This is a genomic window from Halomonas sp. AOP12-B1-6, from assembly GCF_052379225.1.
Classification (GTDB): domain Bacteria; phylum Pseudomonadota; class Gammaproteobacteria; order Pseudomonadales; family Halomonadaceae; genus Vreelandella; species Vreelandella casei.
In genome coordinates this window covers 490818-513279 of record NZ_JBQSYK010000002.1, presented here as the reverse complement: position 1 = coordinate 513279, position 22462 = coordinate 490818, and the positions used below count along the sequence as shown (strand labels likewise).

The following is a 22462-nucleotide window of genomic DNA, read 5'->3' as shown; positions in this document are numbered from 1 at the left end:
ATTGGAAAAGTCGGCGGGCCAGGGTCAAGCGAGACGCTTAGCGAATCGGAGGAGCGTACTGGAAGCCACCGGCGTTCCAAAGAGCGTTCACACCGCGCTCAATTTCAAGCGGAGAGCCCATGCCTACGTTACGTTCAAAGCTTTCAGCGTAGTTACCGACCTGGCTGATAATGTTGTAAGCCCAGTCAGCCTCTAAGCCCATGCCTTCGCCATAGTTACCGTCTTGGCCGAGCAGGCGAGCCACGTCCGGATTTTCAGAGTTGAGCATTTCCTCAGCATTTTCGCTGGTCACGCCATATTCTTCGGCGTTAATCATCGCGAACAGCGACCACTTAACGATGTTAAACCACGTGTCATCACCTTGACGCACGACGGGGCCAAGCGGCTCTTTGGAAATAATCTCAGGCAGAATGACCGCGCCTTCGGGGTCATCCAGCTGGATACGCAGCGCTGCTAACTGGGAGGTGTCGGAGGTCAATACATCGCAGCGCCCGGCCTGGAAGCCGCCAACGGTTTGCTCAGACGTATCGAAAACGATGGGGTCAAATTCCATATCGTTGGCGCGGAAGTAATCGGCCACGTTCAACTCGGTAGTGGTGCCCGTTTGGATGCAGATAGCCGCGCCATCAAGTTCCATTGCACCGTTAATGCCAAGGTCGCGGCTAACCATGAAGCCGATACCGTCGTAGAAGTTAACCCCTGCGAAATTTAGGCCCAGGGTGGTATCCCGAGTAGTGGTCCAGGTGGTGTTGCGCGAAAGGACATCCACTTCGCCCGACTGAAGAGCGGTAAAGCGCTCAACGGCGTTAAGGGAGATATAGTTCACTGCGTCAGCATCGCCGAGAACCGCTGCGGCGACTGCGCGGCATACATCAACGTCCAGGCCTTGCCAGTTACCGTCGCCATCCGGTGCTGAAAAGCCAGGCAGGCCGTCACTCACGCCACACTGAACGGCCCCGCGCTCGATGGTATCTTCTAAGACGTCTGCTTGAGCCGTTGCTATTCCCGCTAACGTCATTGAGCCAGCAGACGCTAGTAGCACGAGGTGTTTTTTGTTCAACATGTAGTTCCCCTTGAATCAATTAGAATCCTGAATTCCCAGAATCACGCATGCCGGAGCATGTAACTAAACCTAGCAAGTAAGATGCCAACAAGGGTACAGGGGCTAATTCAGCGCTTTTCAACGCTACTCAACGGATTCGAGACGAACGTCTAGGTGCAAAAAAATGAGACTGCCCACCTGTTTTTGCACCTTACTAGGGCAGAACCAGGTGGGTAGTGATCTAACGGGGAGCTAGGAGAGCTGCTGCTTACTCGGCCGCGAATGCCTTGCGCATAAACGGAGGCAGCACCAGCGCGCCACGGTGGGCATCAACGCTGTAATACTCCAGCGGAAGGCCGTGACTTGCGGCGTCCTGTTCACGGAACGTATTAACGTCGATCGATTTACCGGCCAGCGTCACGCTCCACCAGCCTGAGGGATACACCGGCTGCGGGAAGGGCAGCGTAGCAACGCTATCAAATCCGGCTTCTTGCATATCGTGGCGCAGTTCGCGAATGATCGACCCGCTGTGATAAAGCGGCGACTCGCTCTGTTGCACCATTACGCCGCCACTTTTCAAAATGCGGTGACAGCGCTTTAGGAAGTCAGTTTTAAACAGCCCTTCGGCGGGGCCAACCGGGTCGGTGGAGTCGATAATTAACACGTCGATGCTCTCATCCGGTGCATCGTCGACCCACTTCACGCCATCGGCGAACAGCAGCTCGGCCCGCGGGTCGTTATTCGACGCCACCAGCGATGGGAAGAAGCGTTGTGATGCTTTGGTAACCTCTTCATCGATATCGATCTGGGTGACCTTTTCAACGCCAGGGTGGCGCAGCACTTCTTTTAAGGTGCCGCAGTCGCCACCGCCAATAATCACTACACGCTTAGGATCTTGATGGGTAAACAGCGCCGGGTGCGCAATCATCTCGTGATAAAGAAAATTATCGCGATCCGTCAGCATCACGCAGCCATCCAGCACCATTAAGTTGCCGTAGGTCTCGGTGGCGTAGACTTCCAAGTGTTGGTACGGGCTCTGTACATCCAGCAGCTTTTCAGAAATCTTCAGTGAGAAAGCGCTGCCGTGGCTATCAAAGACTTCGGTAAACCACTGGTCGTCGCGTAATTCGCTCATCAATTGGCTCCTGGGTGCGTGAGGCTGGATGGGGTCGAAATGTCCTGGTGATACTGCGGACTTAGCTCGTGCAGCGCCTCCATGAAGGCGGTGACGTTGTCCGGATGCGTAAATTGGCTGATGCCGTGGCCCAGGTTAAACACGTGGCCAGGGCCATGGCCGTAGCTTTCAAGCACGCGAGCAACCTCTGTGCGAATTGCCGAGGGGCGGGCAAACAGCACGTTGGGGTCCAGGTTGCCTTGTAGCGCGACTTTATGACCAACGCGAGCGCGAGCATCGGAAAGCTCGGTGGACCAGTCGATACCCAGCGCATCGGCACCGGCATCGGCGATGTGCTCCAGCCATTGGCCGCCGTTTTTGGTGAACAGAATCACCGGCACGCGGCGTCCGTCGTGTTCGCGGATCAGCCCCGCCACGATCTGCTTCATATAGCGCAGCGAAAACTCAAGGTAGGCAGGTGTTGAAAGCGCGCCACCCCAGGTATCAAAAATCTGCACCGCCTGGGCACCCGCACGAATCTGCGCATTCAGATAGTCGGTCACCGACTGCGCCAGCGTATCCAGCAGCTGGTGCAGAGTGTCTGGCGTGTCATAGAGCATGGTTTTCAAGTGGCGGAAATCTTTGCTAGAGCTGCCTTCCACCATGTAAGTCGCCAGTGTCCAGGGGCTGCCAGAGAACCCGATCAGCGGCATGCGCCCGTTCAGCTCGTGGCGAATAGTCGACACCGCGCGCATCACGTAATCCAGGTCGCGCTCGGCATCGGGCACGCCCAGCGCGTCAACGTCTGCCTGCGTGCGTACCGTTTTACGAAATTTAGGGCCTTCGCCAGTTTCAAAGTACAGGCCAAGCCCCATCGCATCCGGAATGGTTAAAATATCCGAAAACAGGATAGCCGCATCCAATGGATAGCGTTCCAGCGGCTGGAGCGTTACTTCGCAGGCCAGGTCTTGATTGCGGCACAGGTCCATAAAACTGCCTGCATCGGCCCGTCTGGCGCGATATTCTGGCAGATATCGGCCAGCCTGACGCATCATCCATACCGGCGTGCGATCCACGGGCTGACGCGCCAGCGCGCGAAGAAAACGATCATTTTTCAACGGTGTAGTCGTCATAAACACTTGCTCTTAAGAAATTTGCCCGCATTGTATGGGGGTAATTGTACTTGAAGTTGTACTTGAAGATAGGCGCGAGAGCGGCTAACCGCGTGGCAAAATCGTCGCACCCAGCCAATTTTTCTCCGCTATTTAGCCGTCTAACCACCGTGAGGCGGGCGCCGCTTCCTGATAGAATACTTGCCTACTTTGCCAACACTGGTGTGGTTAACTGGTTTGGTTAATCAACGAGGTAACCTGTGACCATTCGCTTCATTGCCGCTTCCCGACTGCCCACGCCCTGGGCCACTTTTACTATGCATGGCTTCGAAGATGAGGCTACTGGCAAAGATCATATCGCGCTAACGCTGGGTGACGTGACCGGCGATGAGCCGGTACTTGGGCGTGTGCATTCTGAGTGTTTGACCGGCGATGCGCTGTTCTCAATGCGCTGCGACTGTGGCTATCAGTTGCAGGAGGCGCTCAAACGCATCGCTGAAGAGGGCCGCGGTGTACTGTTTTATCTGCGCCAAGAAGGACGCGGCATTGGGCTTTTAAACAAAATTCGTGCTTACAATCTGCAAGACCAAGGTGCTGACACGGTCGAAGCCAACGAACAGCTTGGCTTTGGTGCGGATATGCGCCGATACGATTTATGCGTACCCATGCTCAATCACTTAGGTATTACATCGCTACGCCTAATGACTAACAATCCGCGCAAGGTGGAAGCGCTCACCCGCGACGGTGTCAACGTAGTGGAGCGCCTGCCCATCACGACCGGCTTAAACCCCCATAACGAACACTATCTTTCGACCAAAGCGGGCAAACTCGGCCACATGATGGCCCTGGATGATTTTACCCGCGCCAGCGATGTGGATATTGAGCGTAAGGGCTAAGTGAAGGGCTGTGCCAGACTAAAAGAAGGGGCGCCATTGCTATGGCGTTAGCCCTTCTTACTCATCCGGTGAGAAGGGATAAACTTCGTTTGATTCTGTCTTCCCGTCGCGCTGACGCGCCCGAAGGTCTCGATAGACCGCCGTGCGCATAATCAGCATTGCCACGACAGGCGCTGTGAGCAAAATGAACGCGGTGATGAGTAGCTCGTGAATCACTAAGCGCGACTGCAGCGCGGTAAAGAAAAGCATTGATGCGATTAAAATGCAGCCAGCACCTAGAGTGACCGTGATTGCCGGGCCATGGATACGCTGAAAAAAGTGCGGCAAACGCACCAGGCCTATCGCGCCAATTAGTACTACTAGGCTGCCCAGCACCAGCAGCAGAGTGACGGGCAGGCTGACCCATAAGGGTAGGTTGTCAAAGTCAGGGCTCATTCGATCACCTCGCCGCGCATTAAGAATTTCGTGAGTGCCACCGTCGAGACAAACCCCGTCAATGCAATGAGCATGGCCGCTTCAAAATAAATCAGATTACCAAAACGCAGGCCTAGCGCTAACGCGAGCAGCATTGCGCACATCCATAGCGTGTCCAGTGCGAGCACTCGGTCTTGCGCGGTGGGGCCAAGCAGCAGGCGCACGACGCACAGCAGCATCGCCAGCAGGATACACACCAGTGTGAAGTTGATGGCTAACGATAAAAGGGCCGTCATTGGCGCGCGCTCCTATACATTGTCGAAGATCTCAATCAACGGTTTCTCGTAGCGTGTCTTGATGGTGTCGACCCACCATTGGGCGTCGTGAAGATCAAACACATGCAGCACCAAGTCATGGGTGTCGGGTAAAATTTCTACCCACACCGTACCCGGCGTAGAGTTAATCAGGCACGACAGCAGCGCTAAGCCGTGAGAATGCTTCAAGTCCAGCGGCACTTTAATAAACTGTGAATTCAGCCCTTGAGGCTTGGCGAAGAGAATGATCCGGCTCACGTTGAAGCAGGAGCGAATAATCTCTATTAGCGATAGCGTCAACAGGCGGGCCATCACCAGCGGCTTTCTAAACGGTACCGGCGTCATCGGGCGCAGCGGCTTGGTTATTAAGGGCGCGGCAATCGCAAGTAGCGAGCCAAGCAGTATCTGGGCGGGCGCTACGCTCTGGTTGAGCATTAGCCACATAGCCAACAGGGCTGCGGAAAGCATCGGCGAGGGTAGCCAGCGGTGTAGGCTCATGTGCGTTCTCCCAACGGCTCTTGGGTGATCACCGGGGCCGATTCAATGCGCTCAATATACAGGCCCGGTTGATGAAGCGGCTCAGCGCTACGCTCCAGATAGGCCACGGTAGGCCCCGCCTGGGCGGTTAGCAGCACGCAGAGCAGCAGCAGTGCGGTGATGGGTGCCACTTCCGAGCGCTGTAAATGCGGTGCCGTGGTGTGTTTTGTGGCCCAAAAGGTGCGCACGCCAAAGCGCATCAGCGAAATAATGCCCGCCAAACCTGACAGCACTATCAGCGTCAGCATCAGCCAGGTCACCATGCTGGTTGACATTCCTTGTGGATTGAGCAAGGTATGCATCAAGCCAAATTTCGCCACAAAGCCCGATAGCGGCGGTAGGCCGGTGATCACCAGCGCGCATCCGGCGAAGGCGAGCCCTAAAAACGCCAGCGCGCCTGGAATCGGCACACCCACCGGCTCGTCAGGCTTATCATCAACGGCAAAGGCTTCCATGGTCAGCGCTAGCATCGCCGCGCCGGGTGTTCTGATCCGTTCAACCAGCTCAATTAGCAGCAGGAACGCCGCGACGGCGAGCGTTGAGCTAATCATATAAAACAGCGCAATGTTGATGAGTTCGGGCTGCCCGTAGCCTACCGCCGCTAACAGCGTGCCGGACGAGATGACCGCAGCATAGCCTGCCATACGGCCGGGCTCTTGGCTGGCCAGTAATCCAATGGTACCGAATGCCAGTGTCGCGAGCCCGCCCCATAGCAATAAATCGAAGCCAAAGCCTGCTGCCGGCCCATCCGAGAACAGCAGCAGCCACAGCCGCAGCAGCACGTACACGCCAATCTTAGTCATCAGTACCATCATCGCGGCCACCGGCGGCGATGCGGCTGAATAGGTGGTGGGTAGCCAGAACCCCAGCGGCCACATAGCGCTTTTGGTCAAAAAGGCGAGCGCTAGAATAACAACGCCAATTTTCAGCAGCACTAGGTCTTCGGCGGCTAACAGATCTAAACGCGCGGCGAGGTCGGTCATGTTTAAGGTGCCGGTCGTTGCATAAATCAGCGCCACGCCTATTAAGAAGAAGAACGATGCCAGCAAATTGACCACGATATATTGCATGCCCGCGCGGATGCGACGGGTGTTATAGCCGTGCAGCACTAGCCCATAGGAGGCTGCCAGCATTACCTCAAAAAAGACGAATAGGTTGAACAGGTCATTGGTCAAAAAAGCGCCGTTAATGCCCATTAATAAGAATTGAAACAGCGAGTGAAAGTGAACGCCGATACGGCTCCAGCGCGACATCGAAAAGACTAACGAGGCGATTGCCAGCACTGACGTCAGCAGCATCATCACCGCGGTAAGCCGGTCAACCAGCAGCACAATACCGAAGGGCGCCGCCCAGTTAGCTGAGAGATAAACGCCAATGCCGTCGGGCCAGTATTCGCTGTCAGATAGATAAAGCAGCACCAGTGAAATCACTAGCAAAGAGACGGTGCTGACAAGATTAATAAAAAACTTACGCTCATGCCGACGTTCGTTAATCAAAATCAGCAGTGCGCCGCATAGCAAGGGTACTAATACCGGGGCAAGGATGAGGTGTTGAACCCACGGTAGGCTCATTTATCCATCTCCTTACCATCGACATGGTCCGTGCCGGTTAAACCGCGTGCGCCGATCATCACCACTAGATAGAGGGCGGTGGTCGCAAAGCCGATGACAATCGCCGTTAACACCAGCGCCTGCGGCAGCGGGTCAGCGTACAGCGAAGGGTCAATTGTGCCTTCACCCAGCGTCAGCGGTGCTTGGTTGATCGACAGCCGGCCCATAATGAAAATAAACAGGTTCACCGCATAGGAAATGAGCAGCAGACCGGTAATGACCTGGAAAGAGCGTGGACGCAGGATCAGCCAGACGCCAGCGCCAAACATAATGCCAATGGCAATCGCTATGACGGCTTCCATCAGTTGGCCTCCTTGTTGATAACGGGGGCGATGTTACTAATGGGCAGACGATGGCTACGCACCGATTGGTGAGCCAAAGCCACGAGAATCAAGATTGTTGACCCGACCACTACGCCAAAGACGCCCAAATCGAAAATAAAGGCGCTGGGTAGGTGAATCTCTCCCAGTATCGGCAGCGTCATATGGGCAGTGTGCGTGGTTAAGAAAGGGTAGCCGAACAGCCAGGCGCCCAGTCCCGTTGCGCAGGCGATGATTAATCCAAACGCAATCCAGCGGTGTGGCTGTAAGCGCAGATGTTTTTCTACCCAGGTCGTGCCGCCCAGCATGTACTGAACAATAATCGCGACGGCAAACGTAAGCCCCGCAACGAAACCGCCGCCGGGAAGATTATGGCCACGAATAAAGAAGTAAGCAGCAATGACCACCATGATCGGAAGCAGCATGCGTAGGTAAACGGCGGGCACCATTAAATAGCCGCTTTCCACTTGCTGTACGGGCGTTTGGCCGGCGGCGGGGTCAACATTATTGGTTTGTTGCGCCGGAATTGGCAGGCTTTCCGGCGCAGGGCGAAAGCGCCGCAGCAGGGCGTATACCGTCAGCGCTACCACGGCGAGGACGGCGATTTCGCCTAACGTATCGAAGTTACGGAAATCCACCAGCAGCACGTTAACCACATTGCTGCCGCCGCCTTCACTCAGCGCGCGCGTCATGAAGAAATCAGAAATGCTGCCCACGGGTGCCGAGCGTACCAATACCGCATAGCTGACAATACTCATGCACAGGCCCGCGACAACGGCGACCACCATATCCCGCGAGCGTCTAAACCACGAAAGGCGCGTGGCCCGTATGTTTAGCTCTTTGGGGGTAATCCGCGCAGGCAGCCAGCGAAGGCCAAGCAGAATCAGTACCGTCGTGACGGTTTCGACCATCAGCTGGGTCAGGGCGAGATCGGGCGCCGATAGCCAAAGGAAGGTAATGCTGACCACGATGCCGACACCGCCCACTAAACTGAGCGCCGCTAAGCGGTGGTATTTAGCCTGCCAGGAGGCGGCCACGGCACAAATGGCGCCAATCACCCACAGTCCGGCGAACAGCGGGGAAAACTCGCCGTTGTCTGAAAAAGTCAGCAATGAAACGGGCCGAACAATCAGCAGCGGCACCGCTAAGAGCAGCGTAATCATGAGCAGCAGCTGCGGCTGGACGCGCCGCGTACTCAATAGCTTTTCAAGCAGCGAGGCGCTGGAGGAAATCCTCAGCATCGTGCTTTCATAGGCTTGTTTGCCATTAAAACGATAGAGGAACGGCACGCGGCTGGATTGGATCAAACCATGGCGTGTGCGCAGCCAGATATAAAGCAGTACGCCCCCGCCCAACGCCATCACGCTCATTAGCAGCGGTAGATTAAAGCCGTGCCAAACGGAAAGACTATAGTCGGGCGTTTGCTCGCCGAGTACCGATATAACCGCGGTGTTGAGGAATGGCCCCACGCTCAAGCCAGGAATCACCCCCACTATCAGGCAGCAGAGTACCAGCAGCTCTACCGGGAAGCGCATCCAGCGCGGAGGCTCGTGCGGCTCACGCGGCAGGTCGGTCGCCAGCGGGCCAAAGAATACGTTGATGAATCGCAGCGAGTAGGCAACGCTGAAAATGCCCATTAACACGGCCGCAGCGGACATACTCCAGTTGCGGGCTGACCCCACTGCCAACGCCTCGGCGAAAAACATTTCTTTAGATAGAAAGCCGTTAAGCAGCGGCACACCGGCCATGGCCGCACTGGCAACAATCGCCAAGGTGGCGGTGTACGGCAGCACTTTAAAAAGTCCGCGCAAATGGCGCATATCCCGAGTGCCGCTCTCATGGTCGATAATACCCGCCGCCATAAACAACGATGCTTTGAACGTAGCGTGATTAAGGGTATGAAACAGCGCAGCGACCATCGCCAGCGGCGTGCCAATGCCCAGCAATAAGGTAATGAGCCCCAGGTGGCTGATCGTTGAGTAAGCCAGCAGGCCTTTAAGGTCGTGCTGGAAAATGGCGGTAAAGGCACCAATGAGTAGCGTGCAGAGCCCCGCTCCGCCAATGATTAATGTCCACTCGGGCGTTCCTGAAAGAGACGGCCATAGGCGCATCAATAAAAACACGCCGGCTTTCACCATCGTCGCCGAATGCAAAAAAGCCGAGACGGGTGTCGGCGCTGCCATGGCGTGAGGCAGCCAAAAATGGAACGGGAACTGCGCGCTTTTTGTCAGCGCCCCTAATGCGATTAAAATCAGCGTGGGTAAGTACCAAGGGTGCGCACGAATCAGATCCCCTGATGCCAGCACCACATCTAATGAATAGCTGCCAACGATATGGCCCAGCATCAGTACGCCGACCAGCAAGCAAAGCCCACCGGTGGCCGTCACGGTAAACGCCATGCGTGCACCGCGCCGTGCATCTGCACGGTGATGCCAGTAGCCAATGAGTAAGAAGGAGGTCAGGCTGGTCAGCTCCCAAAACACAACCAGCTGGATAAGATTACCCGATAGCACCACGCCGAGCATGGAGGCCATAAAGGCTAATAAGAAAGAGAAAAAGCGCGGTACGGGGTCATTGGCAGACATATAATAACGCGCGTAAATGACCACCAGTACACCGATGCCTAAAATCAGCATCGAGAACATCCATGCCAGGCCATCCATACGAAGTATGAAATTCAGCCCGTAATCGGGCATCCACTCAAGCTGATAGCGGACGACATCACCAGTGCCTAATTCTCCAGTGCCTAATTCTCCAGTACCTAGTGCACCAGTGCCTATCTGAGTATAGAGATAGGCGGTGATGAGTAGCCCTACAAAGGCAATGCCTCCGGCTAGCCATGCTTCACGGTTACGCGCATTGGTTGGCATGAGCGCGGCTATTATGCTGCCAACTACTGGCATTAGGATGAGTAACAGTAGCAGCATAGGGCTCCGTAAAAGGTAGTTAATCGTAGGGCGGGAGGGCTAAATCGAGGGTAGTAATGCACCAAAGTGAGTGAATGTAATATCGACTTTAGTGTTGAATTTACGTGATCACGTAATGATGCACAAGCGTAAATGTGTGGTTTTACGCACACATTTTAAGGGAGGAAAACGATCGCAGCGTACATGAATTGGCTGTTTTATGGGGCTGAGTTGCCCCTATAAGCCGCCTGCTTTTCCAGCGGTCACCTCGTCAGAAAGGCAGGTAAGAACGTTAAGCCGCGTCTTCTTCGCGGGCTATAGCACGCGCCATAGCCGGGCGCTGAATATGGCGTTCGCGATAGGCTATTAGCGTGTCAGGTAAGCGGTGTTTCATGCTGATCGCCCACGATAGGGTGTGGGTTAAAAACAGATCAGCGAGTGTGAACGACTCACCGACCAAGTTTTCTTGGCCGTGATAGCGACGCTCTAAAGCGGCCAGCGCACGCTGAAACTCCCAGGCGCACACCGGTAGAATCGCGGGAACACGCTTATCATCGGGCAGGGCAAACTTGTGCTTGGCTTGATTCCAAAGAGGCTGCTCAATTTCCGTCACGATAAAGCTGAGCCACTGGTCGACCTGAGCGCGAGCAGCTGGATCATTAGGCTGCAGCGTGCCGTTGCTATACGTTTCCGCCAAATAACGGCAAATTGGCGCAGATTCAAATAAGTGGACGTCACCATCCTCAAGGGCCGGCACCTTCCCATCCGGGTGGCGCGCCAAATGCTCGGCCGTTTGGCCTTCACCTTTATCTAGCGCTATGTGTTGGCATTGGTAATCAACGCCAAGTTCCTCAAGTGTCCACGACACCCGTAATGAGCGCGATTTCGGAAAACTGTATAGCGTGATCATGGTGAACTCCTGGCGACAACAGTGATAGCGTCAATCTAGCGGACGTGAATAGCGCTGTCGATGGTCTACTTCTATGCGCTATCGCGGGACGCGCGAATCCGCTCATAGGCGTTACCAATTTCGCTAGTTCGCGCCTGGGCAACGTCGCGCATGCTTTCTGGCAAGCCTTTGCCCGCGAGTTTGTCGGGGTGGTTTTGGCTCATTAAGCGACGATAAGCTTTCTTGATCTCAGCATCGCTGGCGTCTTCAGAAACGCCCAGAACGCGGTAAGCATCTTTAAGTGCTTCTTCGCTGGCGCCTTGCGAGTTCGCGGCAGCACCGTGCAGCATCGCTTCGATCTGCTGAACTTCGGCTTCGCTACAGCCCACTCCGCGAGCAACGCGCAGAATCATTTCATGCTCGGCAGGATGCAGAACGCCGTCGGCTGAGATAGCGGTGAGCTGAACCTGTATAAAAACCTGACGCAAGACAGGCTGACGCAGAGTCAGGCGATTAACCGCGGCCAGCTCAGCGTCTAAGTTGAAGTCAGCGGCGCGGCCCCGTTCGAAGGCGGCGCGCGCCTTGGCACGCTGTTCGCCCTGCAGGCGCATCTGATCAAAGAGCTTTTCGGCAACACTCAGCTCGCCTTCGGTGACTTTTCCGTCGGCTTGGCACAGGCAGCCCATGACGGAAAAAATCGACTCCAAAAAGCCTTCTTGAATGCGCACGCGGGCGCCGTTTAAGCGGCGGCTGAGTCGCTGCCCCGCCCACCAACCAAGGCCCCCGCCAACCAGCAGTCCAACCGGTCCGCCAAACGCCAGGCCGATTAGGCTGAAAATGATAATAAGTAATAGCATAGCAATCTCAAAGTAGTTGAAAGATAAGGGCTTAAGGCATTTTTATGCGGCGAGCGCTCTGCTTGCCGCTCTGATTGCTTAGTGCCGGTAAGTGACGGCGTACATCGCTAATGGCGGCACTGCGCGTTCACCACTTGACCAGGCGGCGCTTTTGGTCGAACGTAACGCCCTATTAAGGAAGCAGGCTAATGATTAACGCGATGCTTCCTTTCCTTCTTTATGGAGAAGCACGATGTCCTCGCCGAATTCGGATGCCCCAAAAAGCTCTAAGGTACACGATCCCAAGGTTTTTGAGTATCACAACCCGGCTGGGGGCTGGGGTGCGCTCAAGGCCGTGGGTAAGCATTTATTGCATAGCCGCTCTGTGGCTACCAATGCGCGGGCGCTATTTAAGCTCAATCAGCCCGATGGATTTGACTGCCCCGGCTGCGCCTGGGGTGATCCTGAACACGGATCTTCATTCGAGTTTTGCGAGAACGGCGTAAAAGCCGTGACGTGGGAGTCCACTTCCAAGCGAGTGACGCGGGATTTCTTTGCTAAGCACACCGTTAGCGAACTCAAGACCTGGGACGACTATCGTCTGGAAGATCAGGGGCGGCTTGTCGAGCCGATGCGCTACAACGCTGAAACCGACCACTACGAGCCGGTTGCGTGGGACGCGGCGCTGGATCTGATGGCCGCAGAGCTTAAGGCGCTGCCCACGCCGAATGACGCTATCTTTTATACCTCCGGAAAGGTGGGTAACGAGTCGGCGTACGTGTTCCAACTGCTGGCGCGGCTCTATGGCACCAACAACCTTCCGGACTGTTCAAATATGTGCCATGAGGCGAGCGGCGTTGCGCTTGGCGCGGCGCTGGGTACTGGTAAGGGCAGCGTGCGGTTGGAGGATTTTGAGCAGGCCGAGGCGATTTTTGTATTTGGCCAGAACCCCGGCACCAACCACCCGCGTATGCTGGGTACGCTACGTGAAGCCGCCGAGCGCGGCGCCACAATTGTTAGTTTCAATCCGCTGCGCGAGCGGGGGCTTGAGAAGTTTGCCAACCCGCAAAAGCCGCTTGAAATGCTGCATAACGGCAGCCATGCGATCAGCACGCATTACTTTCGCCCTAAGCTGGGCGGCGACATGGCCGTTTTGCGCGGCATGGCGAAAGCGCTATTTGAGCGTGATGGCGCCGGCGAACCCGTGCTGGACCATCAATTTATCGCTGAACACACCGTTGAACTTGACGCCTACCGCCGCGAAGTAGAGACCACTGAGTGGGAGACGATTGAGGCTCAGGCAGGCTTAAGCCGAGCGGAAATCAAGCAGGCCGCGATACTGTATGCCCGCTCCAACGCCACTATTATCTGCTGGGCGATGGGCATTACGCAGCATGTGCACTCGGTGCCGACCGTTCGTGAAATCGTTAACCTGCTGCTGCTTTGCGGCAACCTGGGTAAGCCCGGCGCCGGTACCTCGCCGGTACGCGGGCACTCTAATGTGCAGGGCGACCGCACGATGGGTATTTTCGAAAAGCCCTCGGATGAACTGCTAGACGCCCTTGAAAGCCGTTACCAAAGACCCATGCCAAGAGCGTTCGGCGTTGATTCCGTGGCCGCCGTACAGGCCATGCGTGATCAGCTGGGCAAGGTGTTTATTGGCCTAGCCGGTAATTTCACCCGCGCTATTTCCGACAGCCGAGTGACCGAAGCGGCGATGGGTCAATGCCGCCTAACGGCATTTATTAGCACCAAGCTCAACCGCAGCCATTTAGTGACGGGTAAATACGCGCTGATTCTGCCCTGCCTGGGGCGCACCGAGGTCGACCGCAGCGCAGCAGGCAAGCCGCAGCTGATTACCGTAGAAGACTCAATGAGCATGGTGCACGGGTCGGCGGGCATTAACCGCCCGGTGGATAGCACGCTACCCTCTGAAATCACCATACTGACCGGCCTTGCCGAGCGCTTGCTGGGCAGCGACGTGGTTGACTGGGCCGCCATGCGTGATGACTACGACGTGATCCGTGATCATATCGAGGCCGTCATTCCCGGCTTTGATAATTTTAATGAGCGCGTGCGCAAGCCGCGCGGTTTTTGGCTGATGAATCCGGCCTTTGAGCTGCGCTTTCCTACCCAGAGCGGCAAGGCCGAGTTTTCTGATGACAGGCTGCCAGAGCAGGTAATGCATCAGCAGATGACGGGCCGAGAAGGCGGCTGGCTAACCCTGCAAACCATGCGCTCCCACGATCAGTACAACACCACGATATACGGCTATAACGATCGCTATCGCGGCATTGAAAACGGCCGCCAGGTGATTTTCCTGAATACGAAGGATATTGATAGGCTGGGCTTTAAGGCAGGCCAGTGGGTGGATTTGATTGGCGAATCGGGCGATGGCATTACCCGCCGGGTGGATGGCTTTAAAGTCGTTGCTTATGCAACGCCCGAAGGCTGTGCCGCCGCTTACTACCCTGAAACCAATCCGCTGATCCCGCTGGATCATAAAGGCGATCAAAGCCATACCCCAGCCTCCAAGTCGATTGCTATTCGCCTGGAAGCCAGCGCCCGGATTGTTTGAATAAATGTCTGAGCAAATGCCTGAGCAAATGCCTGAACTCGCGGAGGGCCAACACCTGCAGCGCGCACTCACCGCGCTGCAGGCCGCGTATCCCGAACTCGACACCCTGGCTGCGCTAGTGCTGCTGGCGCTTGATGCGTCGCCGCCCTCTGACAAGGGCGTTTCCAGCGCGCTATTAGCGAGACATTTGGATATTGAGCATGCGCTTATCCGCCGCGCCTGCGCCACGCTTGAAGAGGCGGGCTGGGTTCATACCCAGCCCGCCAGTGGGGCCAGCTCGGCACTGCGGGCGGTGTTGATTAAACCGCTTCTCGCGATGGGCTAAGTCAGCGGCTTAGGCACGCAGCGGTTGCTATGGTAGCCGCTGGCGAATGGCGGCTTCGATGCCCTCAGCATCCAGGCCGCAGTCGTGCAGCAGCTGGTCGGGCGTGCCGTGCTCGATAAAGGTATCTGGTAGGCCGAGATTTAATACTTCTATCTGCACGCCTTCGGCATGCAGCAGCTCGTTAACCGCGCTGCCTGCACCACCAGCAATGACGTTCTCTTCCAATGTGACCAGCAGTTCGTGTTCATCGGCGGCGTGAAGCACTGCATCGCGATCCAAAGGTTTAATCGAGCGCATATTGATGTGCGTCGCGTTTAAGCGTTCGGCAATCTCGGCAGCAGGGCCGTTTAAGCTGCCAAAAGCGAGCAGCGCGATGCGCACGCCGTCGTTAGAAGACTGGCGGCGGATTTCTGCTTTGCCAATCGCTAGAGGCTCAAGGTGGACGGGAATATCGGCGCCCGGACCGGTGCCTCGCGGGTAGCGCACGGCGGCAGGGCCGGGGTAGTGATAAGCAGCGCTGAGCATGGCGCGACACTCGGCTTCATCCGCCGGGGCGAGAATCACCATGCCCGGCACACAGCGTAAGAAGGAAAGGTCCATGCTGCCGTGATGCGTGGGGCCGTCTTCGCCTACTAGGCCCGCTCGATCAATCGCGAAGGTGACGTCCAGGTTTTGTACCGCCACATCGTGAATTAACTGATCATAGCCGCGCTGCAGAAAGGTAGAGTAAATGGCAACGACGGGCTTCATGCCTTCGCAGGCCATGCCCGCCGCTAGCGTTACGGCGTGCTGCTCGGCAATCGCGACATCGAAATAGCGCTCCGGGTACTGCTTAGAGAAGCGAATTAAGTCGGAGCCTTCACGCATCGCGGGGGTAATCGCCAGCAAACGCGAATCGTGAGCCGCCATATCGCAAAGCCAATCGCCGAACACGTTGCAGTACTTTTTCTTAACGACGCTTTTCGGTAGCGGTGCTTGCTTGAGCGCTGCGCTGGGCTTTTCGAGTTTGGTAATCGCATGATAGCCAATCTGATCCGCTTCAGCCGGTAAGAAACCTTTGCCTTTTACCGTTTTAATATGCAGAAACTGCGGCCCATCAAGGTCACGCAGGTTCTCAAGCGTCTCGGTGAGCGCGCCAAGGTCGTGGCCATCGATGGGGCCTACGTAGTTAAAGCCCATCTCTTCAAACAGCGTGGCGGGGCTGACCATGCCTTTCATGTGCTCTTCGGTGCGTCGGGCAAGTTCTAATGCGCCGGGCAGGTGTGAAAGCACTTTCTTGCTCTCTTCGCGAATCTTGAGATAGGGCTTACTGGAGAGTACCCGGGCGAGATAGGTGGCCATGCCGCCAACGTTCTCGGAAATCGACATTTCGTTGTCGTTGAGCACCACAAGCAGGTTGGCATTGACGTGACCTGCATGGGCAAGGGCTTCAAACGCCATGCCAGCCGTTAGCGCGCCGTCACCAATAATCGCACAAACGCGCCGCTGGCTGCCCTGTGCTTTGGCGGCTAATGCCATGCCGAGCGCTGCTGAAATAGAGGTGCTGGAATGCCCCACGCCGAAGGTGTCGTACGCAGATTCAGCACGGCTAGGGAAGGCCGCTAAGCCGCCGTGCTGGCGAATGCTGAGCATCGTCTCACGACGACCGGTAAGAATTTTGTGCGGGTAGGCCTGATGGCCAACGTCCCACACCAAGCGGTCGTCCGGCGTATGGAAGGCGCAGTGCAGCGCAACGCTGAGCTCGACAACGCCAAGCCCAGCGCCAAAGTGCCCACCAGACACGCCTACGCTATACAGCAAATAGGCGCGCAGCTCGTCGGCCAGCTGGGCGAGCTGGTGCGCGTTCATGGCCCGCAGCGCAGCTGGGTGATCAAAAGAGTCGAGCAGCGGCGTTGCAGGGCGCTCACGGGGAATCTCGTCGAACAGCTTCATGGGCATGTTTTCATAGACATTATTTTCATAGACATCGTTTGCATAGACATTGTTTGCATAGACATTGTTTAGTGGTCGCGCTCGATCATGTAGTGGGCAAGATCGGCCAGCGGTGCAGCACGCTCCCCCAGTGGGGCAAGCGCGGCAATGGCTTCATCGATCAGGCTTTGCGCTTTACGCTGTGCGCCTTCTAACCCCAGCAGGCTGGGATAAGTAGGCTTGGCACGCGCGGCGTCGGCGCCTGACGTTTTACCTAGGGTAGCGGTATCGCCGGTCACGTCCAGTATGTCGTCGTGAATCTGAAAGGCTAAACCAATGGCGGCGGCGTAGCGAGTGAGTGCGTTTAAACGCGGGTCGTCGTCAGCGACCGCCACAAGGCCGCCTAGGCGCACGGCGGCAACGATGAGAGCGCCGGTTTTATGGGCATGCATGTGGGCCAGCGCATCGACATCCGGATGACCACCGACCGCATCTAGATCCAGCGCCTGGCCTGCCACCATGCCATCGCGCCCCGAGGCGCAGGCAAGCGTATATACCAAATTACCAAGCCGCGGATGGGCTGTGCTGGACAGCACTTCAAATGCCAGCGCCTGCAGCGCATCCCCGGCTAGAATCGCGCTCGCCTCATCGAAGGCTTTATGCACGGTGGGCTGGCCGCGACGCAGGTCGTCATCGTCCATGGCGGGCAGGTCGTCATGAATCAACGAGTAAGCGTGAATCAGCTCAATCGCTGCGGCAGGGGCATCCAGCGCATCGTCTTTTGCGCCTAGCGCGTGGCCCGCCATATACACCAGCAGTGGGCGCAGGCGTTTGCCGCCAGCTAGCAGGCCATGGCGCATGGCGGCCTCCAGCCGGGGAGCGACCGCCTGTCGATTATCAAGCTTTCTATTGTCATCCAGTCGACTATCAAACAGCGCCGCTAAGGTCGCATCTACACGGGCAGTGCTAGTACGGCGTAAAACGGCAAGCTGGCTAGACTGCGTGGCTACCATGGGGGCGTCTCCTTGCTGTCTTCCTCGGCGTCGTCCTTGGGCACGTCCTTGAGATCGTTCTTAGCATCGTCAGGGCCAGCAAAGGGGGTCACGTTTAAGCGTCCTTCGCTGTCTTCACTGAGTGCCCGCACTTTAAGCTCAGCGGTATCCAGCCGCTGTTGAGCATCACGAGTTAATCGCACGCCCTGCTCAAATGCAGTCAGCGCATTTTCCAATGAGAGCTCGCCTGATTCTAGGCGTTCGACGATGGTTTCGAGTTGCTCAACCGTCGCGGCAAAATCCTGCGGAGATGATGTGGTGTCGCTCATTGGGGTGCCTGCAAGCCGATATTTTTAAATATAGGTACATAGTATACACCGACGCCTGGGGGGGGCGTCTGCCTTTCCATATACGCGAAAGGCGACGACTTGCGACAGATTCATCGTTAGCACGCACACTTTTCATCATCTTGAATCGGTCTGAATGAGGCGGGCTGTGCTAGGATATGGGCCTTCCGTGAACCGATACACGGCGCATGCCGCCGCCCATTAGAGGTTGATTCAGCCATGGCCAAAACGTCCCTGGACAAGAGCAAGATCAAGATCCTGCTACTCGAGGGCGTCCACCAAAGCGCGGTGGACAATTTTCACACATCAGGTTACGCCAGCATTGAGCACCTGCCGACGTCGCTGGATGAAGATGCGCTGATCGAAAAGATCCGTGATGTGCACTTCATCGGCATTCGCTCGAGGACGCAGCTGACTGAGCGCGTTTTCGAAGCGGCAGAGAAGCTGGTGGGGGTTGGCTGTTTCTGTATCGGCACCAACCAGGTCGATTTGACGGCAGCGCTGAAGCGCGGCATCGCGGTGTTCAATGCCCCGTACTCCAATACACGCTCCGTGGCTGAACTGGTGCTGGCAGAGGCAATTATGCTGCTGCGCGGTATTCCTGAGAAAAACGCTCGCGCCCACCAGGGCGGCTGGCTGAAATCAGCGAAAAATTCTCACGAAGCCCGTGGTAAAACGCTGGGTATCGTTGGCTACGGCAGTATCGGTGCGCAGCTCTCTGTGCTGGCCGAATCGCTGGGCTTTAACGTTATTTTTTATGACGTCATTGCTAAGCTGGGCATGGGTAATGCCAGCCAAGTGGGCAGCCTTGAAGAGCTGCTGGGTCGTGCGGATGTGGTCAGCTTACACGTGCCCGATCTTGCCTCAACCCGCTGGATGATCGGCGCGAAAGAGATTGCGGCCATGAAGCAAGGCGCGATCTTTATCAATGCTGCGCGCGGCAGCGTGGTGGAAATCGAACCGCTGGCGGATGCGATTAAAGCGGGCAAACTGAACGGTGCGGCCATTGACGTCTTCCCGGTGGAGCCGAAAGGTAACAACGAGGAGTTCCAAAGTCCGCTGCGTGGTCTAGAAAACGTAATTTTGACGCCGCACGTGGGCGGTTCAACCCTGGAAGCTCAGGAGAACATCGGCATTGAAGTGTCAGAAAAACTGATTACATATTCTGATAACGGCACCACCGTGACCTCGGTTAACTTCCCTGAAGTGGCGCTGCCTGCACACCCAGACAAGCACCGCCTGCTGCATATTCATGACAACGTACCAGGCGTGCTGTCGCAGATTAACCGTGTGTTGTCTGAAAATGGCATCAACATCTCCGGCCAGTATCTGCAGACCAATGAGAAAGTCGGCTATGTGGTTATCGATGTCGATAAAGCCTACGGCCCTCAAGCGCTGGAAGCATTGAAGCAGGTAGATCACACGCTAAAAATTCGTGCGCTCTACTCGTCTCACAACAGCTAGCGCTTAGCAGTAAAAGCCGCCGCATAAAAAACGGCGCCTCTTTTGAGGCGCCGTTTTGGTTGGTGCAGGCTATTAAGCCAGATCAAACAGCAGCACTTCGCCCGCTTCTTTACCGGTGAGGGTAATCATCTCTTCCGGCTGAAAAGCGGCTGCGTCGCCTGCGCCGAACGTTTCACCGTTAATTTCCATGGTGCCGTTAACAACATGCAGCCAGGCATGACGGGTGGGTGGTGTAGTCGTGTTTTCCCCCGCCGCGAACAGCCCTGCGTAAAGGTTAACATCCTGGTTAATGCCCACAGACCCATCGCGGCCTTCTTCAGAAGCCACCAGACGCCACTTTCCCTGCCGCTCAGCCGGCGGGAAAGCTTTCTGCTCGTAGCTGGGAGCAATGCCCAGCTGTTTTGGCTCAATCCATATCTGCAGAAAATGCAGATCGGATTGCTCAGAATGGTTGAACTCGCTGTGCTGCACGCCGGTGCCTGCCGACATGCGCTGCACGTCGCCTGGGCGCATGACCTCACCGTTGCCCATATTGTCTTTGTGCTCCATTTCCCCTTCCAGCACGTAGGAGATAATCTCCATGTTCCGGTGGGAGTGAGCGCCAAAACCATGGCCGCCCGTCACGCGGTCTTCATTGATAACGCGCAGGGCACGAAATCCCATGTGCTTTGGATCAACGTAATTGGCGAAGGAAAAGGTATGGTAAGAGCGTAGCCAGCCGTGGTCAGCGTAGCCGCGCTCATTGGCTCGACGAATAATCATGGTTTACTCTCTAGAATGCGTGGGGTGGAATAGCCCCAATATACGCTTCGTTGGAGCGGCGTGGGGTGAAGGTTTCAGTACGATCTCGTCGAATAAATCGATGGATTGAACTCGCCGTTTAATCCCCCGGCTAATGCATCCAAGATTCAAGCGAGCAGCGCTTTAGGGTAGAATGTGCGCGATTATTCACCCGGTCCGCCCTTTGCGAGGGCGACTACCAGGAGCTTCACATGTCAGTAGCCACCACAATTTCCAGCACTCCTTCCAGCCCCGTGCCGCCCACAGTGGTCGCGGCGCTGTATAAATTTGTCACCTTGAACGACTTTGAAGCGCTGCGTGACCCGCTGCACCAAACAATGCTGGATAACGGCGTCACGGGTACCTTGCTGCTCGCTAAAGAAGGCATTAACGGCACGGTGGCGGGCAGCCGTACCGGCATTGATGCGCTGCTTAGCTGGCTGACTGCCGACTCGCGCCTGGCTGACATTGATCATAAAGAGTCTTACTGCGATGCAACGCCGTTCTATCGCACTAAGGTGAAGCTCAAAAAAGAGATCGTGACGCTCGGCGTGCCGGATATTGACCCCAACGACACCGTCGGTACCTACGTTGAGCCGGAAGACTGGAACGCCGTTATTGCCGACCCGGAAGTGTTGGTGATCGATACGCGCAATGACTATGAAGTGGCCATCGGCAGTTTTGAGCGCGCGATAGACCCGAAGACCACGACCTTTCGGGAATTCCCTGAGTACGTGCGCGAGCACTACGACCCCGAAAAGCATAAAAAAGTGGCCATGTTCTGCACCGGTGGTATTCGCTGCGAAAAAGCCTCGAGCTTTATGCTTAAAGAAGGCTTTGAAGAGGTTTACCACCTAAAGGGCGGCGTGCTGAACTACCTTGAGAAAGTCCCGGAAGAGCAGTCGCTGTGGCGCGGCGAGTGCTTTGTGTTCGATAACCGCGTCACGGTACGCCACGATTTAAGCAAAGGTGAGTTTGAGCAGTGCCACGCCTGCCGTATGCCGATCTCTGCCGACGACATGCAATCTTCTGCCTTTGAGCCCGGCATTAGCTGCCCCCACTGTATTGATTCGCTGCCCGAGAAAACCCGCGCCGCTGCGCGCGAACGCCAGCGGCAGATTGAGCTTGCCAAGTCTCGTGGGGAGCCCCATCCCTTAGGGCGCGACACGCGCAAAATGAAGAAGTAGCGACCAATACGCGCGCCTTGTGCGCTAGACTGATGGGCCATGTGCTACTCAAATTGGAGTTCATCATGCCCATCATCTCTACCGGCTCATCGTCTGCAGGTACCTCTGCCTCCCTTCTGCAACGCAGCGACCGTTTAGGCGTCACAACGCTAACCATGCGCGCCCCTGAGCGTTTTAATGCGCTCTCTGAAGACATGCTGCAAGCCTTTCAGCACGCGTTAGCCGAGATTGCCGACGATAGCAGCGTACGCTGTGTTGTGATCGCTGCAGAAGGCAAGGCCTTTTGTGCCGGGCATGATTTAAAGCAGATGCGCGCCAACCCCACTAAAGCTTACTACCAGGCGCTGTTTACCCGCTGTAGTGAGGTAATGCAGGCCATTGTTAACCTGCCTGTGCCGGTGATTGCTAAGGTCCAGGGCATTGCCACTGCCGCTGGTTGCCAACTGGTGGCGAGCTGCGATTTGGCGGTCGCTGCGCGCAGTGCTCGGTTTGCCGTGTCGGGCATTAGTGTGGGGCTATTTTGCTCTACGCCCGCCGTGGCACTGTCACGCAACGTGGCGCGTAAACGCGCCATGGAAATGCTGCTCACCGGCGAGTTTATCAGCGCCGAGCAGGCGGCCGAGTGGGGGCTGATTAACCGAGTGGCCGAAGATGACGCGTTGGATGAAGCTCTTGCGGCATTAACCACGAGCATCTGTGCTAAAAGCGCCGTGGCGGTGCGTACCGGCAAGGCAATGTTTGCTCGTCAGCTTGCCATGCCGCTTGATGAGGCTTATGCGTTTGCGGGTGAAACGATGGCCTGCAATATGCTGGCCGAGGATGTGGGCGAAGGCATTGATGCGTTTATCGGCAAGCGGCCACCGCAATGGCAGCATCGTTAACGTTACG

At 56.3% G+C, this 22462-nt stretch carries 21 protein-coding genes; 6 read left to right on the top strand and 15 right to left on the bottom strand.

Going from position 1 to position 22462, the window contains the following annotated elements; genetic code table 11:
• Nucleotides 1–37: 37 nt before the first annotated feature.
• From ACT3TR_RS07630 to hemE, 3 genes are all read right to left on the bottom strand, one after another.
• The gene (locus ACT3TR_RS07630; protein WP_096277163.1) at nt 38–1063 is read right to left on the bottom strand and encodes an amino acid ABC transporter substrate-binding protein; all 1026 of its coding nucleotides are present in this window, start codon (nt 1061–1063) and stop codon (nt 38–40) included.
• A 247-nt stretch (nt 1064–1310) separates the two neighbouring features.
• Nucleotides 1311–2177 (bottom strand): polyamine aminopropyltransferase, encoded by an 867-nt coding sequence (speE, locus tag ACT3TR_RS07625; RefSeq protein ID WP_192535834.1) that lies wholly within the window; start codon nt 2175–2177, stop codon nt 1311–1313.
• On the bottom strand, nt 2177–3289 hold the full coding sequence (gene hemE / locus ACT3TR_RS07620) for a uroporphyrinogen decarboxylase (protein WP_192535833.1): 1113 nt from the start codon (nt 3287–3289) through the stop codon (nt 2177–2179). The genes speE and hemE overlap by 1 nt, the downstream gene beginning before the upstream one ends.
• 239 nt (nt 3290–3528) lie before the next feature.
• Here hemE and ribA point away from each other — a divergent pair, with 239 nt between their 5' ends.
• A complete protein-coding gene (ribA, locus tag ACT3TR_RS07615) occupies nt 3529–4164 on the top strand; it encodes a GTP cyclohydrolase II (RefSeq protein ID WP_096277168.1) in 636 nt (211 codons plus the stop codon).
• A gap of 57 nt (nt 4165–4221) precedes the next feature.
• Here the strand turns inward: ribA and mnhG are convergent, their stop codons facing one another.
• The 8 genes from mnhG to djlA form a co-directional block, all read right to left on the bottom strand.
• Complete coding sequence (gene mnhG / locus ACT3TR_RS07610) at nt 4222–4599, bottom strand: monovalent cation/H(+) antiporter subunit G (protein ID WP_192535832.1); 378 nt, start codon at nt 4597–4599, stop codon at nt 4222–4224.
• Nucleotides 4596–4874: a K+/H+ antiporter subunit F gene (locus tag ACT3TR_RS07605; protein ID WP_096277172.1), complete on the bottom strand. Its 279-nt coding sequence runs from the start codon at nt 4872–4874 to the stop codon at nt 4596–4598. The genes mnhG and ACT3TR_RS07605 overlap by 4 nt, the downstream gene beginning before the upstream one ends.
• 12 nt (nt 4875–4886) lie before the next feature.
• Entirely contained in the window at nt 4887–5390 is a 504-nt protein-coding gene (locus ACT3TR_RS07600; protein WP_192535831.1) for a Na+/H+ antiporter subunit E, read from the bottom strand.
• Nucleotides 5387–7000, bottom strand: a complete 1614-nt coding sequence (locus ACT3TR_RS07595) for a monovalent cation/H+ antiporter subunit D (protein ID WP_192535830.1) — start codon at nt 6998–7000, stop codon at nt 5387–5389. The genes ACT3TR_RS07600 and ACT3TR_RS07595 overlap by 4 nt, the downstream gene beginning before the upstream one ends.
• Nucleotides 6997–7341 (bottom strand): Na+/H+ antiporter subunit C, encoded by a 345-nt coding sequence (locus ACT3TR_RS07590; RefSeq protein WP_192535829.1) that lies wholly within the window; start codon nt 7339–7341, stop codon nt 6997–6999. The genes ACT3TR_RS07595 and ACT3TR_RS07590 overlap by 4 nt, the downstream gene beginning before the upstream one ends.
• Complete coding sequence (locus ACT3TR_RS07585; protein ID WP_192535828.1) at nt 7341–10286, bottom strand: monovalent cation/H+ antiporter subunit A; 2946 nt, start codon at nt 10284–10286, stop codon at nt 7341–7343. Before ACT3TR_RS07585 ends, ACT3TR_RS07590 begins: the two co-directional genes overlap by 1 nt.
• A gap of 271 nt (nt 10287–10557) precedes the next feature.
• Nucleotides 10558–11175 carry a glutathione S-transferase family protein gene (locus tag ACT3TR_RS07580; protein ID WP_192535827.1) on the bottom strand — a complete coding sequence of 206 codons (618 nt, stop codon included), beginning with the start codon at nt 11173–11175 and terminating at the stop codon, nt 10558–10560.
• Nucleotides 11176–11246: 71 nt separating this feature from the next.
• Nucleotides 11247–12011, bottom strand: coding sequence for a co-chaperone DjlA (djlA, locus tag ACT3TR_RS07575; RefSeq protein ID WP_192535826.1), 765 nt, complete (start codon nt 12009–12011; stop codon nt 11247–11249).
• A gap of 232 nt (nt 12012–12243) precedes the next feature.
• On the opposite strand from djlA, the gene ACT3TR_RS07570 reads away from it, so the two are divergent.
• Together ACT3TR_RS07570 and ACT3TR_RS07565 are read left to right on the top strand one after the other, a co-directional pair.
• Entirely contained in the window at nt 12244–14568 is a 2325-nt protein-coding gene (locus ACT3TR_RS07570; protein ID WP_192535825.1) for an FdhF/YdeP family oxidoreductase, read from the top strand.
• A 4-nt stretch (nt 14569–14572) separates the two neighbouring features.
• Complete coding sequence (locus tag ACT3TR_RS07565; protein ID WP_192535824.1) at nt 14573–14893, top strand: MarR family transcriptional regulator; 321 nt, start codon at nt 14573–14575, stop codon at nt 14891–14893.
• Nucleotides 14894–14920: 27 nt separating this feature from the next.
• Here the strand turns inward: ACT3TR_RS07565 and dxs are convergent, their stop codons facing one another.
• From dxs to ACT3TR_RS07550, 3 genes are all read right to left on the bottom strand, one after another.
• Nucleotides 14921–16831: a 1-deoxy-D-xylulose-5-phosphate synthase gene (gene dxs, locus ACT3TR_RS07560; RefSeq protein ID WP_192535823.1), complete on the bottom strand. Its 1911-nt coding sequence runs from the start codon at nt 16829–16831 to the stop codon at nt 14921–14923.
• A 62-nt stretch (nt 16832–16893) separates the two neighbouring features.
• On the bottom strand, nt 16894–17817 hold the full coding sequence (locus tag ACT3TR_RS07555; RefSeq protein ID WP_192535822.1) for a farnesyl diphosphate synthase: 924 nt from the start codon (nt 17815–17817) through the stop codon (nt 16894–16896).
• The gene (locus ACT3TR_RS07550; RefSeq protein WP_192535821.1) at nt 17811–18125 is read right to left on the bottom strand and encodes an exodeoxyribonuclease VII small subunit; all 315 of its coding nucleotides are present in this window, start codon (nt 18123–18125) and stop codon (nt 17811–17813) included. The genes ACT3TR_RS07555 and ACT3TR_RS07550 overlap by 7 nt, the downstream gene beginning before the upstream one ends.
• Before the next feature lie 237 nt (nt 18126–18362).
• Between ACT3TR_RS07550 and serA the strand changes: the two genes are divergently transcribed.
• Nucleotides 18363–19607, top strand: a complete 1245-nt coding sequence (gene serA / locus ACT3TR_RS07545) for a phosphoglycerate dehydrogenase (protein WP_096277196.1) — start codon at nt 18363–18365, stop codon at nt 19605–19607.
• A gap of 72 nt (nt 19608–19679) precedes the next feature.
• On the opposite strand, the gene ACT3TR_RS07540 is transcribed toward serA, so the two are convergent.
• Nucleotides 19680–20369 carry a pirin family protein gene (locus ACT3TR_RS07540; RefSeq protein WP_192535820.1) on the bottom strand — a complete coding sequence of 230 codons (690 nt, stop codon included), beginning with the start codon at nt 20367–20369 and terminating at the stop codon, nt 19680–19682.
• A 230-nt stretch (nt 20370–20599) separates the two neighbouring features.
• On the opposite strand from ACT3TR_RS07540, the gene trhO reads away from it, so the two are divergent.
• Nucleotides 20600–21574 (top strand): oxygen-dependent tRNA uridine(34) hydroxylase TrhO, encoded by a 975-nt coding sequence (trhO, locus tag ACT3TR_RS07535; RefSeq protein WP_192535819.1) that lies wholly within the window; start codon nt 20600–20602, stop codon nt 21572–21574.
• 65 nt (nt 21575–21639) lie between these two features.
• Nucleotides 21640–22455, top strand: coding sequence for an enoyl-CoA hydratase (locus ACT3TR_RS07530; RefSeq protein WP_192535818.1), 816 nt, complete (start codon nt 21640–21642; stop codon nt 22453–22455).
• Nucleotides 22456–22462: the final 7 nt, after the last annotated feature.